This window comes from Sedimentitalea xiamensis, assembly GCF_030164465.1.
In the GTDB taxonomy this organism is placed as follows: domain Bacteria; phylum Pseudomonadota; class Alphaproteobacteria; order Rhodobacterales; family Rhodobacteraceae; genus Sedimentitalea; species Sedimentitalea xiamensis.
In genome coordinates this window covers 23,713-38,476 of record NZ_JASNJE010000025.1, presented here as the reverse complement: position 1 = coordinate 38,476, position 14,764 = coordinate 23,713, and the positions used below count along the sequence as shown (strand labels likewise).

The following is a 14,764-nucleotide window of genomic DNA, read 5'->3' as shown; positions in this document are numbered from 1 at the left end:
TGTCTCCCGTCCAGGTTCAGGCGTTCGGGTGGTCCTCGATCAGCAACAACCGGCCCACGGCGCTCTCGATCGTCTGCGCGGCATTGTCGATGCGGGCGGAAAACAGACCCGCCGCGACGGCCGCCGGAATGGCGACCAGCAGCCCCGCCGCGGTCGTCAGCAACGCCTGCCAGATCCCCCCGGCGAGAACCGACGCATTGGCTGCGCCCTGCGCCATCTCCAGTTCCTGGAACGACTGTATCATGCCCAGAACCGTCCCGAGCAGGCCCAGCAGGGGCGACACCATGGCGATCAGTTCCAGGATCCGGATCATACCGGTCAGCCGGGCGATCTCTTCGTTCCCGCGTCGGGCAAGTTCGGCCTCAAGAGCTGGTCCGCCAAGACCGCGTTGCAGAGCGCCCATCGCATAGGACGTTGTCCGGTCGGCCGGCGATCTTCCCTTTTCCAGAGCTGCCCTGGCGGCATCCTTCTCGCCCTTCCGCCATAGCCCGAATGCCTCCGTTCGAAGTTTGCCCCCGGACCGGCAGCGCCAGAGTTGAAGGATCTTGACCACGATCAGGACCCAGGAAAGAAGGGAAAGCAGGGCCAGCACCGCAATGATAGTTGCCCCCGCGCCAAGGTCCTGGAAAGTGACCGGCATCCGCTATTTGACCAGCTGAGCAGAAGCTCTGCTGGTCAGAGTCAGGATGGCGAAACAATCCATCTCGTCGGCGTTCTGGGGTTTGCACGAGGTCAGCTCGTGCAGCAGGATCTCCGAGATACGGGAACACTGCATGCCAGGGATCTCGAACAGTTTCAGCGTTGTGCGGGCCACCGGCAAGGGCGCGGCGTCCACCGACAGCAGCCGGTCGATGACGCCGTTGGAATCAAGGATCGCCAGCGACATCTCGAAGCCCTCAAAACTCATGCCCGTGTCATTGCGAAACAGGAAAAAGGCGCGGCAGTCCCCGCTGTCCATTTCCTCCACCTTGTTCAATTCGACGGTCAGGCGGCCGGTTTCCGCCGCGGCGGCGCCAGCAACGAAAAGTGCCATCGCCGCAAGGGCATGTTTCAGCGCGATCATGTCCATCTCCGATTCATGTGAGGGAATTTCCCCGCCGGATCACGCTGAAAGCGCGGCGCTGACTTTTTGCAGCGAGTCCAGCGCCGACCCGCGGATGTTGGTCTTGATGAACCCGTTGTTGTCGACCGCCTTGAAGAAGTCCGTATCCAGTACGCCTCGGTAGGTTTCGATGATCTTGCGGGCGCCGGCTTTCAATTCCTCGCGCTTGGCTTCGTCGGGCGTTTTCACGATCTGATCAAGCGTGGTTTCGAGACCGGAATCGATGTCGTCGATATGGTCCAGCAAGATGCCGGATTTCTTGGGAACGTCTTCGAAACCGTCGACGTTGGCTGTTGCCGTGTCGATGGCGGATTTCAGGTCCGTCATTTCCTGGCGCAGGTTCTTCCGGGTTTCGATCCAGGCGTCGCGGGATTGGACAAAGGGCGCGACATCTGCAGGTGTCGCCTTTCCGTCGTCGGCGGAGGCTGCCGGTGTGGCTGCTGTCAGCTTGCCGACAGCGGTTTCAATCTTGCCGAGGATCGTTGCGGCTGTGTCATGGTTGCGTTCGCGGATCTGTTTGACCGCGTCGGTCAGCGCCGCCATCAGCTTGTCTTTGGCGGGGGCCGCGATGCCTTCGATCGCGCCTTTCAGAGCCTGGGCGCGAACCGCCAGCGCCTTGAAATCCGCTTCGTCGTCCGCCGGCGTCGCCGGTTCGGCGGATTTCGCGCCTTCGCCGAGCCGCGCCACCGCGTTTTCAAGGGCTGTGACCGTCGCATCGGCCTGCTCCAGCGTGGCGGCCTTGATCTGAGCTACAGCGGCGGCCATGACCTTTCCCAGCTTCGCGGCTACGTCCGGCGCTGCCTCGGTAACGGCGGGTTTCAGCGCCTTCAGCCGTGCCGCGAGCGAAGCCGCGTCCAGTGTTCCGTCCTTCGCGTCGTCGTCCGCAGCTTCCGCGGCCTGATCGTCAGCGGCGGCGGGAGCGGGTGCCTCGACTTCGTCGTCAGCATCGTCCTGGATGGCCGCAGTGTCGGCATCATCCTCCATGCTGGGATCGGGTGCCAGATCCTCGACATCGCTGTCCACCGTGTTTCCCTCGGCATCCAGCACCACCACATTGATCGTGATCTTCTGGGTTTTTAGGTATTTTTTCAGAACCTTGGCCATTTGCGGCACGGTCCGCCCGCAGGTCATCTCCATCGTGCGGCCCTTGACCTCGAAGGTCCCGAACGCGACTTTCGGCGACGATCCTTCCTGCCGCGCCAATTTTCCAAGCATCTCCGGGCTCTTGCGGCGATCGATCAGCAGGGTGTGGTCGGCCTTCGGTCCGGGACAGAATCCGAACGACAGGCTGCGTTTCTTGCCCAGCTTCACCAACTGCTTGAGTTCGGCGCCTTCAACTTTCAAATCAGCCATGTCTGCCACTCTCTCGTCCACGGGAATTTATTTGACTTTAACATGACGATAAGGCTGACTTACGGTCAAGAAGTTGTTTTTTTGCGTTGTGTGAACTGCGTTACAGCATATGCCGCGGAAGTTGGGTTCAAGTGTGTTTGCGGTGCAAAAAAGCCGCTACGAAGGGAGACACGATGGACCCGCAAGTCCTGTTGCAGACAAAGAGCGACGACTCGCCCAGTGGCGAGAACATGGAATACGAACCGCTCTTTACCGAGATGGAACTGGCAGCCCAGCCCGTCGCGGAACAGCAGATCGGAGAGTCCGTCACCCAGGGTCATGATCCGGACTATTCCGACGTGGTTGAAAAGGCACTTGCCGTGCTGGAACAGAGCCATGATCTGCGCGCCGCCGTCTATCTGGCCGATGCGATCCTTCACACCGAAGGTCTGACCGGTTTTGCGGATGCCACGACCGTCATCCGGGGCGTTCTGGAGAATTATTGGGACAGCTGTCACCCGGAACTCGACGAAGACGACGACAACGACCCGACCATGCGGGTCAATGCGGTCCAGGGTCTGTGCGGGCAGCCTGGCGGGCTGGCGGGTCCGTCGCCGGTCTACCGGTCGCTGCGTCGGGCGGCGATGACGAACAGCCGTGGCTTCGGCCGGTTCTCGATCCGGGATATTGACGTGTCCGAGGGTCAGATCACGCTGCCGGACGGTGAAACCGGCCCCGACACGGCCACCATCGCGGCGGCGTTCAAGGATACGGACCCCGCCACCTTGACCGCGTCCCTGGCCGCTGTCCGGACTGCGGCCGAAAACGTCCGCGCCATTGCCGCGGTTTTTGATGAACAGACGCCGGGACAGGGGCCGGAACTCGATCCGCTGCTCAAGCTGCTCGGTCAGATGTCAAAGCGGCTGGCCGAACACGCAGGTGAGGAAGGTGCGCAGGAGGACGTGGAAGATAGCGGCGAAGATGCGCCGGAAGAACCCCGTGCAAAATCGGCGCCCGGAACGGTTCCGGGAGCGATCAGTTCCCGCACGGACGTCACGAATGCTTTGGAAAGGATTGTGACCTACTACAAGCAGAATGAGCCCTCCAGTCCGCTCCCGATCCTGCTTGAACGCGCCAAGCGGCTTGTTCACGCGGACTTTCTCACGATCATGCGGGACATGGCGCCCGAAGGGCTCGACAATGTGCGACTGGTGGGCGGGCTGGGCCGCGATGACGATGACGACGACGACGAAGATGATTGATCGGACTGGCCGGCATCTTGTCCGACCGGGACGTTAGAAGTGTAAAAACAGGGATACGAAGGAGCACTCAATGGCCGATAGTTCACAGAAATTCATAGCGCGAAATCGCGCGCCGAGGGTTCAGATCGAATATGACGTCGAACTCTACGGGGCCGAGAAGAAAGTCCAGTTGCCCTTCGTCATGGGCGTGATGAGCGATCTGGCCGGCAAGTCCGAAGTTCCTCAGCCAAGCGTCGCTGACCGGAAGTTTCTTGAAATCGACGTGGACAATTTCGATGACCGGATGAAATCGATGAAGCCGCGCGCCGCGTTCACGGTGCCGAATACGCTCACCGGCGAAGGCAATCTCGCGGTGGATATCACCTTCGAAAGCATGGACGATTTTTCGCCCGCCGCGATTGCGGCCAAGGTCGAACCGCTGCGGGAACTGCTCGAGGCGCGCAGCCAGCTTTCCAACCTGATGACCTACATGGACGGGAAGACCGGCGCCGAGGACCTGATCAGCAAGATCATCACCGACCCGGCCCTGCTGAAGACCCTTGCCGCCCAGCCGGCCCCCAAAGCCGACAGCGACGAAGAATAGGAGAGACAGATGGCCGAAGAACAAGCCCAGGCAGAAGCCGGCGGTGCAGCCACCGCCTTCGGATCCTCCGAATTCGCCGATCTGCTGCAAAAGGAATTCCGTCCCAAATCGGACCAGGCCAAGACAGCGGTCGAAACCGCGGTCAAGACCCTGGCCCAGCAGGCGCTCGCCAACACGGCACTCGTTTCGGACGATGCGTTGCGGTCGATCGAAAGCATCGTGGCGGAACTCGACAAGAAACTGACGGAACAGGTCAACCTGATCCTGCACCACGCCGAATTCCAGCAGATGGAAAGCGCCTGGCGTGGCCTGCACTACCTGGTGAACAACACCGAAACGGATGAAATGCTGAAAATCCGGGTGATGAACATCAGCAAGAAGGACATGCACAAGACCCTGCGCAAGTTCAAAGGCACCGCCTGGGACCAGTCGCCGATCTTCAAGAAGATCTACGAAGAGGAATTCGGCCAGTTCGGCGGTGAACCCTATGGCACGCTGGTCGCCGATTATCACTTCGATCACAGTCCGCCGGATGTAGAGTTGCTGACGGAGATGTCGAAGATCGCTGCCGCCGCCCATGCGCCGCTGATCACCGGCGCGCAGCCCAGCCTCTTCCAGATGGACAGCTGGAGCGAACTGGCGAACCCGCGCGATCTGACAAAGATCTTCCAGACGCCGGAATACGCCTCCTGGCGGTCGCTGCGCGAAAGCGAGGATTCCAAATACGTCGGCCTTGCGATGCCACGGTTCCTGGGCCGTCTGCCCTACGGGTCAAAGACCGACCCGGTCGAGGCCTTCGCCTTCGAGGAAGACACCGAGGGCGCGGACAGCAGCAAGTACGGCTGGGTCAACGCGGCCTATGGCATGGCGGTAAACATCAACCGGTCCTTCAAGGAATACGGCTGGTGTTCGCGCATTCGCGGCGTTGAAAGCGGCGGCGCGCTGGAAAACCTGCCCAGTCACACCTTTCCCACCGACGACGGTGGCGTGGATCAGAAATGCCCGACCGAGATCGCGATCTCGGACCGTCGCGAGGCGGAACTGGCCAAGAACGGGATGATGCCTCTGATTCACCGCAAGAATTCGGACCTGGCGGCCTTCATCGGCGCGCAATCGCTGCACAAGCCAGCCGAATATGACGACCCGGATGCGACGGCCAACGCCAACTTGGCGGCCCGCCTGCCGTATCTGTTCGCGACCTGCCGCTTCGCGCATTACATGAAATGCATGGTCCGCGACAAGATCGGGTCGTTCAAGAGCCGCAACGACATGCAGTCCTGGTTGCAGACCTGGATCAGCAACTACGTGGACACCAATGCAGACGTGTCCAACGAAAAGGTGAAGGCGCAAAAACCACTCGCGTCCGCCGAAGTCGTTGTCGAAGAAGTGGAGGGCAATCCCGGCTACTACTCGTCGAAATTCTACCTCCGCCCCCACTATCAGCTGGAAGGGCTTACCGTGTCCTTGCGGCTGGTGTCCAAACTGCCTTCGGAAAAGGGTTAATACTCTGACCCGCCGGAACAATTTTTCAAGACAGGCGCGTGGCGCCAAAACGTAAAAAGGAAAAAAGATGGAAAACGCATTTATCATGATCACCGGGGCCTCCGGTGAAAGTCTTGTCAAGCTCCCGGAAAAGGCCGGGGAAAAAGGCAAGAGCGGTTGGATTCCGCTCAAGTCGGTGTCGTTCAACGTCGAACGCACACTCGACATGTCCGACCTCGGAACAACTCAGCGCGGCTATGCCAACGCGAACTTCGGCAAGATCGCGGTGACGTCCGAACTGAGCCTGGCGTCGCCCAAGCTGATGCTGTCTGTGGCGGACGGAACCGTCAGAACCAAGACCGTCATCCACCTGTGCCGGTCGGGATCGGGTTCGACGGGGATGGAACCCTATCTGACCTTCACCCTGCACCATTCAGTCATCGACAAATACGAAGTGTCGGGCGGCGAAGAGCAGATCCCGGAAGAAAACTGGGAACTGGCCTATCGTCAGATCGAAGTCGCCTACCTGGCCGGTGATCCGAAGACCGGCGAATTGGGCAAGGATGGCAAGAAATCCGACTTTGCCTGGGACATCATGTCGAACGAGGCCGGTGTCTCGAAGTCATAATTGGCAAGTCCATGGCGCGACACCCCGACGTTCCGCGTCGGGGTGTCATGTCAGCCCCCTGAAATTCGGATACAGCTGATGACCCCAGAAGACCTTCTGAAATCCGGCGATCCGGATGCGGCGCTTGCGGCCCTGCAGGACAAGGTGCGCGCCGATCCGGCGAACCCGAAGCTCAGGATATTCCTGTTCCAGCTCCTTTGCGTTCTGGGGGACTGGAAACGCGCGATCAATCAGCTGAAGCTGAGCGCGGAAATGGACGAATCCGCCACGATGATGGCCAAGACCTACCGCGAGGCGATCATCTGTGAAGTCTATCGCGAAAAGGTCTTCCTCGGCGAGAAGGACCCGCTGATCTTCGGCGAACCCGCAGAATGGTTGGCGCTTCTCGTCGAAGCCCAGAAAACCCTGGCTTCCGGTGCTCCGGACAAGGCGGCGGATTTGCGGGCGCGGGCCTTTGACGCCGCCCCGTCCTGTTCGGGCCATATCAACGATGATCCGTTCGAATGGGTCGCCGATGCCGATATGCGCCTTGGTCCGGTTCTCGAGATCATCGTCAATGGCCGCTATTTCTGGCTGCCGTTCACGTCGATCGGCTCCTTGACGATGGACCCGCCTTCCGATCTTCGCGATGCGGTCTGGACGGCGGCGACCCTTTCGCTGCAGAACGGCGGCGAGGTCGCGGCCCTGATTCCCACCCGCTACGTCGGCACGACGGTCAATGGCGACGCAGCCGCCAAACTGGCCCGCGCGACGACCTGGACCGACCTGGGCGGCGAGACATTTGTCGGCGGTGGTCAGCGGCTTCTGACGACGGATCAGGCGGACTACGCCATTCTGGACATCCGAAGCCTGTCGATGGAGGGCGCCGCCATGGACGGAGGGGCGCCCGGCAATGGCTGACAAGACCATTGCCGAACGCTTGCAGCCGTCCTTGCTGGACAGGTTGACGGACAATGCGCCCGGCGATCTGAAAGAAACACGGGAATCCCGTGTCATCGACATCGGGCGATTGCGTGACATCATCCAGCGCGACCTGTCCTGGCTGCTGAACACGCACAACATCGAACGGTCCTTCGATGCCGAAGCCATGCCGAATGTCGCGCGATCCGTCGTGAACTACGGGCTGCGCGAGGTGTCCGGTGAATATTCCACCGCCATGCGTTCGGAAATGATCCGGAAATCGATCGAACAGGCGATCGCGACCCACGAGCCACGGATCATCAAGGGATCCGTCGACGTGAGCCTCAGCCCGGACGACAAGAGCGGGGGCATGACGGTGGCCCTGATCATCAGGGCGGACATGTGGGCGCAGCCGATGCCGCTGGAACTGTATCTTCGCAGCCAGGTCGATGTGATCACGGGTGAAGTTTCCGTGGAAAGGAGCCGGTAGTCGCCATGGATACGCGGCTGATGAAACATTATGAGGCAGAACTGATCTACCTGCGGGACATGGGGGCGGAATTCGCCGCGGCCTATCCCAAGATCGCCGGCCGTCTGGGCATGGAAGGTGTCGAAGTGCTCGACCCCTATGTCGAACGCCTGCTGGAAGGCGTGGCCTTTCTGTCCGCTCGGGTCCAGCTTGAACTGGAACTGCAGTATCCCGCCTTCACCAGCAATCTTCTCGAAATCGTCTACCCGCATTACCTGGCCCCGACCCCGTCGATGATGGTCGCGGCGTTTGAACCGGATGTCACCAATTCGGCGATCAAGAACGGCTACAAGCTGCATCGCCACACGGCGCTGCGCAGCCGGTTCATGGAAGGCGAAAGCACGCCTTGCGAATTCCTGACGGCAAACGAAATGACCCTCTGGCCGATCGAGATCGCAGAGGCGGAATATATCGACGGACGCGGCGAGCTGGTGGCGGCGGGCGTGGCCGGCGACGGCGAAGCCCGCGCGGGCATTCGCCTGCGCCTGCGCCGCACCGATGGCGAAGCGATCGCCGCCTTGCCGATGGACAACCTGACCCTCTATCTCGACAGCGGCGGCGGCAACAGCTGGGCGTTGCTGGAACTGCTCTGCACGCAGGTCGAAGGGCTGTCCGGCCGTTCGACCGACCGGCGCGACGACTGGGCCGAACTGCTGCCCGGCGGCGCGGTCGTGCAGCGCGGGTTCGATCGCGACGAAGCATTGCTGCCGACGCCCAAGCGGTCCTTTGACGGCTACCGGCTGTTGCAGGAATATTTTGCCATGCCGGAACGGTTCCTGTTCGTGGAACTTCGCGGATTGCGCCCGGCGCTCGCCAGTGCCACCGGGGTCGACGTCGATATCTACATCCTGCTGAAGGAAGGACGCCGCGACGTCGCGCCCATCGTGATACCCGAAGCGTTCACGCCCAATGCCGTGCCGGCGGTCAACCTGTTTCCAAAGCGATGCGACCGGGTGCAGGTAACGGCCCGCGATACGGAACAGCATGTCATCCCCAGTCGCACGGCGGCTCTGGATTTCGAGATCTATTCACTGGAAAGCGTCGTCGGCATCAGCGGAACGGGGGCGGATGACGTGGTCTTCCGGCCGTTCTATTCGGCGACCGATTTCACCGCCGCCGGCGAAACCCATCCCGCCTATTACACGCTGCGCCGGCGGATGCGGCAGAGATCGGAAAAAGAACGGCTGCGCGGCGTTCGCACCTCCTACCTGGGGTCCGAAGTCTATGTCAGTCTCGTGGATCGGGCGCAGGCGCCCTATGGCGCCGATCTGGGGCAGCTGGCTGTCACCGCCCTGTGCTCCAACCGGGATCTTCCGATGCTGCTGGCGACCGGCGACGCGGATGTATTCCAGATGCCCGAAGGCGGGCCGGTCAAGTCGATCCGGCTGCCGGTTTCCCCGACCCGACCGCATCCGACGCTGGCGCAGGGCGATACCGCCTGGCGGCTGATCAGCCACCTCAGCCTCAACTACCTGTCGATCGCGGAGTCGGGGCAGGGCGATTCCGCCGCTGCGCTGCGCGAACTGGTCGGTCTTTATGCGCCGCTCGGGGACCGGGTCACGGAAAAGCAACTCGAAGGCCTGGTGTCTGTGTCGAGCCGCCCCATCGTGCGGCGGATGAGCGACGAGGTGCTGTCCACCGCCGTGCGCGGGATCGAAGTGACAATCGGTTTTGACGAGAGCTTTTTCGAAGGCACCAGCGCCTATGTGCTGGGGGCGGTGCTGGAACGCTTCATGCGCCGCTACACCACGATCAACAGTTTTACCGAAACCGTTTTGAAAACGCAGAAACGCGGGGAAATTGCCAGATGGCGACCGGAAACCGGTCTGGGCCGGATGATTTGAGCCATCTTGAACGGCTCACGCGGGAACCGGAGAAACACCATGTTTTTCATGCGCTCCGGATCATCGAGGCCGCCTATTCGGATGCGCCCCGTCTCGGGGAAAGCCGGCGACCGCGGGAAGACAGGGTGCGCCTTGGACAGGAGGCGGAACTGGCATTCCCGCCATCGACCATTTCCGGTTTCAGGGCGGCGGCCGGCGGCAAGCCCGCGCGTCTGACCAATCGGTTCTTCGGATTGTTCGGCCCGCAGGGGCCGTTGCCGCTGCACATGACGGAATATGTCCGCGACAGGCTGCGCAATCACCGGGATACGACCATTCTGGCCTTTGCCGACATGATCACGCACCGGATGCTGAGCCTGCTTTACCGGGCCTGGGTCACCGGCCAACCCGCGCCGAGTTTTGACCGGACGGATGACCCGATGGCCCGCCGGGTGGCGGCCTTGTCCGGGTATCACGGCGCCCATCTTCGGGATCGCGATGCGATGCCCGATCTGGCCAAGCTGCATTTCGCCGGGCACCTGTCGCAGGCGTCGCGCAACCCGGAGGGGCTGGTTTCGATCCTCTCCGCGTTCTTCACCGTGCCCGTTCGGCTTCAGCAATTCGTCGGCAGCTGGCTGGAACTCGAACCGGACGACCGGTGGCGGCTGGGCGCACCTGCGGGGCTGGGCCGCAGCACCAGCATCGGCCAGAAGGTCTGGACCCGTGGCGCGAAGTTCCGCCTGCGCATCGGCCCGCTGTCGCTTGCGGATTACGAAAGGCTGCTGCCCGGAGGAGAGTCCCTCGCGCGCCTGCAATCGATCGTGCGCAACTACATCGGCGACAGCCTCGACTGGGACGTCAACCTGGTTCTGGCCGGGGACGAGGTGCCGCGCTCCAGCCTCGGTGGCACAACGCGTCTGGGCCACACCAGCTGGATCCGGTCCCGTCCGGAACCGGATGACGCCAGGAACGACGTGGACGATCTCTTTTTATATCCGGAGACAAACTCGGTGCCCGTGACGCCGGGATGACCAAAAGAACAGGGAAGGACACACAATGAGCGAAATCAGCCGCGTAGCGTTATTTGGAAAGCTCAACAAGCTGGGATACCAGGCGGTGGAAAGCGCCACGGTGTTCTGCAAGATGCGAGGCAACCCCTACGTAGAACTGGTGCACTGGCTGCACCAGATCCTGCAGGGTCAGGACAGCGACCTGCACCGGATCGTCGATCATTTCGATCTGGACGCGGGCAGGATCGCGGCCGAGATGACCCGGGCCCTGGACGCCCTGCCGCGCGGAGCATCGTCGATTTCCGACATCTCGGATCACGTCGAAGACGCGATGGAGCGCGGCTGGGTCTGGGGCTCGCTGCTGTTCAGTTCCAGCCAGGTCCGCACCGGGCATCTGTTGCTGGGGATGCTCAAGACCCCGGCCCTGCGCAATATCCTGGCCGGTATCTCGCCCGAACTGGCCCGCGTCAAGGCAGATGATCTTGCCGACCAGTTCGACAAGGCCACGGCGGGATCGCCGGAAGAGCGGATGGCGCCGCAGGATGGCAGCAGGACAGGGGGCGGGGTGGAGCCGGGCGAAGCCAGCGGCGCGCGATCCGCGCAGCTTGGCGGGACCGAGGCGCTCGACCAGTTCTGCACCGATCTGACGGAACAGGCCCGCAACGGGGAAATCGACCCGATCGTGGGGCGCGACGAGGAAATCCGCCAGATCGTCGACGTGCTGATGCGGCGGCGTCAGAACAACCCGATCCTGACCGGCGAGGCCGGTGTCGGCAAGACCGCGGTGGTCGAAGGCTTCGCGCTCAGGATTGCGCGCGGCGACGTGCCACCCGCGTTGCAGAACGTGCGCCTACTGGCGCTGGACGTGGGGCTGTTGCAAGCCGGGGCCAGCATGAAGGGCGAATTCGAGAACCGCTTGCGCCAGGTCATCGACGAGGTGCAGGCCAGCCCGACGCCGATCGTGATGTTCGTCGATGAAACCCATACGCTGGTCGGGGCGGGGGGCGCTGCCGGCACCGGCGATGCGGCCAACCTGCTGAAACCGGCGCTGGCGCGCGGCACCCTGCGCACCATCGGCGCGACGACCTGGGCGGAATACAAGAAATACATCGAGAAGGATCCGGCCCTGACCCGCCGCTTCCAGGTGGTGCAGGTAGATGAGCCTGGCATCGACAAGGCCATCCTGATGATGCGCGGCATCGCGTCTATGCTGGAAAAGCACCACCGGGTGCAGGTTCTGGACGAAGGCATAGAGGCGGCGGTGTCGCTCTCGGCCCGCTACATCCCGGCGCGTCAGTTGCCGGACAAGTCGGTCAGCCTGCTCGATACCGCCTGCGCCCGCGTGGCGGTCAGCCAGCACGCCGTGCCCGCCGAGGTCGATGACAGCCGCCGCCGGATCGAGGCGCTGGGCACCGAACTCGAGATCATCGAGCGCGACGAGACGGCGGGGTATGACGTCGGCGACCGGCGCGAGGCCGTGATGGCGGCCAAGACCGCCGAGGAGGAACGCCTTGCCGGGTTGGAATCCCGCTGGGAGGCAGAGAAGACCGTGGTGCAGGAGATCCTCGACCTGCGCGAGAAACTGCGCGAAGGCGGCGCGCCGGTCGAAGCCGAACCCGGCAGCGAAGAGGCCGAAGCCAGCCCGCTGTCGGACGAGGATCGGGCCCGGCTTCTGTCCGATCTCAAGGTCAAGAATGCGGAACTGACCGCGCTCCAGGGGGAAAGCCCGCTGATCCTGCCCATCGTCGATCACCAGGCCGTCGCCAGCGTCGTCGGCGACTGGACCGGCATTCCGGTCGGCCGCATGGTCAAGGACGAAATCGACACCATCCTGCATCTGGAGGACCACCTCGCCAAGCGGGTGATCGGCCAGGATCACGCGATGAAGATGATCGCCAAGCGCATCCAGACAAGCCGCGCGGGGCTCGACAACCCGTCAAAACCCATCGGCGTGTTCCTGTTGGCCGGGACATCAGGTGTCGGCAAGACCGAAACCGCGCTGGCGCTGGCCGAGGTGCTCTATGGGGGCGAACAGAACGTCATCACCATCAACATGAGCGAATACCAGGAGGCGCACACCGTCAGCAGCCTGAAAGGCGCACCGCCGGGATACGTGGGCTATGGCGAAGGCGGTGTGCTGACCGAGGCGGTGCGGCGCAAGCCCTATTCGGTGGTGCTTCTGGACGAAGTGGAAAAGGCCCACCCGGACGTGCACGAGATCTTCTTTCAGGTCTTCGACAAGGGCGTGATGGAAGACGGCGAAGGCCGGGTGATTGATTTCAAGAACACGCTGATCCTGCTGACGTCCAACGCCGGCAGCGACCTGATCATGGACCTGTGTTCCGATCCGGACCTCATGCCCGAACCCGAAGGCATCGCCAAGGCGCTGCGTGATCCGTTGCTCAAGATATTCCCGGCGGCGCTACTGGGGCGGTTGGTGACGATCCCGTATTATCCGCTGTCCCAGCACATGATCGCCGAGATCACAAAGCTGCAATTGGGACGGATCAAGAAACGCGTGGAAAGCAGCCACGGGGTGCCGTTCGAATATTCGCAGGCGGTCGTGGATACGATTGTCGAACGGTGCCAGGAACTGGAAAGCGGCGGGCGCATGATCGACGCCATCGTGACCAACACCATGCTGCCGGAAATCTCGGCAGAGTTCCTGCGCCGGATGATGGAAGGCGGCGCCGTCAACAGGGTGGCGATCGACTCTGACGGAGCTTCGTTTTCCTATACGTTCGACTGAGACGGGAACGGAAAGAGGGGTGACAAGAGGTGAACGTGGATCCAAACTTTGACGCCGGCCAACCGACGCTCCAGGACAAGGCGCGCGAGTTCGTGGAACGCGAGACTGTCAAGAACACCATCCTGGGGGTGATCATCTTCAACGCGGTGACGCTGGGCATGTCCACCTCCGATACGATCACGGCGCAGATAGGGCCAGCGCTGAAAGTCATAGACGAGGTGGTCCTGGCCATCTTCGTCGCGGAACTGGCGCTGAAGTTCTTTGCCTACGGTCTGAGGGGGTTCTTTTCCAACGCCTGGAATATCTTTGACCTCGTCGTGGTTTGCCTCGGCCTGCTGCCGGACAGGGGCGGATTGTCGGCTCTGCGGGGGCTGCGCGTCATCCGGGCCATGCGGCTCCTGTCGGTGGTGCCGCAGATGCGGGCCGTCGTGCAGGCCTTGCTCGATGCCTTGCCGGGCATGGGCGCGGTCATCATCATGTTGTCTATCGTCTATTACGTCTTCGCCGTCATGGCGACGCTGATGTACGGCCCCAACTTTGACGAATGGTTCGGCACGCTCGGGCGGTCGCTCTATTCGCTGTTCCAGATCATGACCCTGGAAAGCTGGTCGATGGGCATCGTGCGGCCGGTGATGAAGGTTTACCCCTACGCCTGGGCCTTCTTCGTGCCCTTCATCGTTATCACTGCCTTCTCGGTCCTGAACCTGTTCATCGGCCTTCTGGTCAACACGATGCAGGCGGCGGTGGAAGCGGACGAACAGGCCGAATTCGAGAACCTGCGCAGTCTCGTCAAGAGCGAGACCGACATCGTGGATCAGCGGGTCATCGAAATGACCGCCGAGATCAAGGCGATGCGCCGCGAAATCGCTGAACTGAAAGGTCTGGTCAAATGACCGGAGAATCGCAGAAATTCATCGCGAGGAACCGCGCGCCACGGGTCCAGATCGAATACGATGTAGAACTCTACGGTTCCGAAAAGAAGGTTCAGCTGCCGTTCGTGATGGGCGTCCTGTCCGACCTTTCGGGCAAGTCCAATGCTGCACAGCCAGCGATCGACGACCGCCGCTTCCTGGAAATCGACGTGGATACGTTCGATGACCGGATGAAGGCGATGCAGCCGCGGGTGGCGTTCTCGGTGCCGAACACGCTCACCGGCGAAGGCAACCTGAACGTCGATCTGACGTTCGAGAAGATGGACGATTTTTCGCCCGGCGCGATCGCGGCCAGAATCGAACCGTTACGCGTCCTGCTGGAGGCCCGCAGCCAGCTTTCCGACCTGATGGCCTATATGGACGGCAAAGCGGGAGCAGAGGCGCTGATCGAAAAGATCCTTGCCGACCCCTCCTTGCTCGGCGCGATTTCGG

General features: G+C 62.1%; 13 protein-coding genes and 1 pseudogene. 11 read left to right on the top strand and 3 right to left on the bottom strand.

Going from position 1 to position 14,764, the window contains the following annotated elements; translation table 11 throughout:
* Window positions 1-16: 16 nt before the first annotated feature.
* The 3 genes from QO034_RS17155 to QO034_RS17145 are packed head-to-tail and all read right to left on the bottom strand — an operon-like array spanning window position 17 to window position 2,455.
* A complete protein-coding gene (locus QO034_RS17155) occupies window positions 17-640 on the bottom strand; it encodes a MotA/TolQ/ExbB proton channel family protein (RefSeq protein WP_284486754.1) in 624 nt (207 codons plus the stop codon).
* Window positions 641-643: 3 nt separating this feature from the next.
* Complete coding sequence (locus QO034_RS17150; RefSeq protein WP_407696780.1) at window positions 644-1,063, bottom strand: hypothetical protein; 420 nt, start codon at window positions 1,061-1,063, stop codon at window positions 644-646.
* Between the two features lie 39 nt (window positions 1,064-1,102).
* Window positions 1,103-2,455 (bottom strand): hypothetical protein, encoded by a 1,353-nt coding sequence (locus QO034_RS17145; RefSeq protein WP_284486752.1) that lies wholly within the window; start codon window positions 2,453-2,455, stop codon window positions 1,103-1,105.
* Between the two features lie 173 nt (window positions 2,456-2,628).
* On the opposite strand from QO034_RS17145, the gene tssA reads away from it, so the two are divergent.
* The 11 genes and pseudogenes from tssA to tssB (QO034_RS17090) all read left to right on the top strand — a co-directional run.
* Window positions 2,629-3,696: a type VI secretion system protein TssA gene (tssA, locus tag QO034_RS17140; protein ID WP_284486751.1), complete on the top strand. Its 1,068-nt coding sequence runs from the start codon at window positions 2,629-2,631 to the stop codon at window positions 3,694-3,696.
* Between the two features lie 70 nt (window positions 3,697-3,766).
* Window positions 3,767-4,279, top strand: a complete 513-nt coding sequence (gene tssB / locus QO034_RS17135; RefSeq protein WP_284486750.1) for a type VI secretion system contractile sheath small subunit — start codon at window positions 3,767-3,769, stop codon at window positions 4,277-4,279.
* 9 nt (window positions 4,280-4,288) lie between these two features.
* Entirely contained in the window at window positions 4,289-5,782 is a 1,494-nt protein-coding gene (gene tssC, locus QO034_RS17130; RefSeq protein WP_284486749.1) for a type VI secretion system contractile sheath large subunit, read from the top strand.
* A gap of 67 nt (window positions 5,783-5,849) precedes the next feature.
* Window positions 5,850-6,389, top strand: coding sequence for an Hcp family type VI secretion system effector (locus tag QO034_RS17125; protein WP_284486748.1), 540 nt, complete (start codon window positions 5,850-5,852; stop codon window positions 6,387-6,389).
* Window positions 6,390-6,467: 78 nt separating this feature from the next.
* A complete protein-coding gene (locus tag QO034_RS17120) occupies window positions 6,468-7,289 on the top strand; it encodes a type VI secretion system accessory protein TagJ (RefSeq protein ID WP_284486747.1) in 822 nt (273 codons plus the stop codon).
* Window positions 7,282-7,779 carry a type VI secretion system baseplate subunit TssE gene (gene tssE, locus QO034_RS17115; RefSeq protein ID WP_284486746.1) on the top strand — a complete coding sequence of 166 codons (498 nt, stop codon included), beginning with the start codon at window positions 7,282-7,284 and terminating at the stop codon, window positions 7,777-7,779. Before QO034_RS17120 ends, tssE begins: the two co-directional genes overlap by 8 nt.
* Window positions 7,780-7,784: 5 nt before the next feature.
* A complete protein-coding gene (gene tssF, locus QO034_RS17110; RefSeq protein WP_284486745.1) occupies window positions 7,785-9,662 on the top strand; it encodes a type VI secretion system baseplate subunit TssF in 1,878 nt (625 codons plus the stop codon).
* Window positions 9,626-10,672, top strand: coding sequence for a type VI secretion system baseplate subunit TssG (tssG, locus tag QO034_RS17105; protein WP_284486744.1), 1,047 nt, complete (start codon window positions 9,626-9,628; stop codon window positions 10,670-10,672). Before tssF ends, tssG begins: the two co-directional genes overlap by 37 nt.
* Window positions 10,673-10,697: 25 nt before the next feature.
* Window positions 10,698-13,400, top strand: a complete 2,703-nt coding sequence (gene tssH, locus QO034_RS17100) for a type VI secretion system ATPase TssH (RefSeq protein WP_284486743.1) — start codon at window positions 10,698-10,700, stop codon at window positions 13,398-13,400.
* A gap of 35 nt (window positions 13,401-13,435) precedes the next feature.
* A complete protein-coding gene (locus QO034_RS17095; protein ID WP_284486742.1) occupies window positions 13,436-14,293 on the top strand; it encodes an ion transporter in 858 nt (285 codons plus the stop codon).
* Window positions 14,290-14,763 (top strand): annotated as a pseudogene (gene tssB / locus QO034_RS17090) (type VI secretion system contractile sheath small subunit); the annotation flags it as partial. The gene QO034_RS17095 and the pseudogene tssB (QO034_RS17090), both read left to right, overlap by 4 nt.
* Between the last annotated feature and the right edge of the window lies 1 nt (window position 14,764).

Excerpts from the sequence above, each read along its gene's own strand:
- tssE (WP_284486746.1), top strand. The coding sequence starts at position 7,282 with ATGGCTGACAAGACCATTGCCGAACGCTTGCAGCCGTCCTTGCTGGAC.
- QO034_RS17120 (WP_284486747.1), top strand. The coding sequence starts at position 6,468 with ATGACCCCAGAAGACCTTCTGAAATCCGGCGATCCGGATGCGGCGCTT.
- tssH (WP_284486743.1), top strand. The coding sequence starts at position 10,698 with ATGAGCGAAATCAGCCGCGTAGCGTTATTTGGAAAGCTCAACAAGCTG.
- QO034_RS17125 (WP_284486748.1), top strand. The coding sequence starts at position 5,850 with ATGGAAAACGCATTTATCATGATCACCGGGGCCTCCGGTGAAAGTCTT.
- tssF (WP_284486745.1), top strand. The coding sequence starts at position 7,785 with ATGGATACGCGGCTGATGAAACATTATGAGGCAGAACTGATCTACCTG.
- QO034_RS17155 (WP_284486754.1), bottom strand. The coding sequence starts at position 640 with ATGCCGGTCACTTTCCAGGACCTTGGCGCGGGGGCAACTATCATTGCG.
- tssB (WP_284486750.1), top strand. The coding sequence starts at position 3,767 with ATGGCCGATAGTTCACAGAAATTCATAGCGCGAAATCGCGCGCCGAGG.
- tssG (WP_284486744.1), top strand. The coding sequence starts at position 9,626 with ATGGCGACCGGAAACCGGTCTGGGCCGGATGATTTGAGCCATCTTGAA.
- tssA (WP_284486751.1), top strand. The coding sequence starts at position 2,629 with ATGGACCCGCAAGTCCTGTTGCAGACAAAGAGCGACGACTCGCCCAGT.
- tssC (WP_284486749.1), top strand. The coding sequence starts at position 4,289 with ATGGCCGAAGAACAAGCCCAGGCAGAAGCCGGCGGTGCAGCCACCGCC.
- QO034_RS17150 (WP_407696780.1), bottom strand. The coding sequence starts at position 1,063 with ATGATCGCGCTGAAACATGCCCTTGCGGCGATGGCACTTTTCGTTGCT.
- QO034_RS17145 (WP_284486752.1), bottom strand. The coding sequence starts at position 2,455 with ATGGCTGATTTGAAAGTTGAAGGCGCCGAACTCAAGCAGTTGGTGAAG.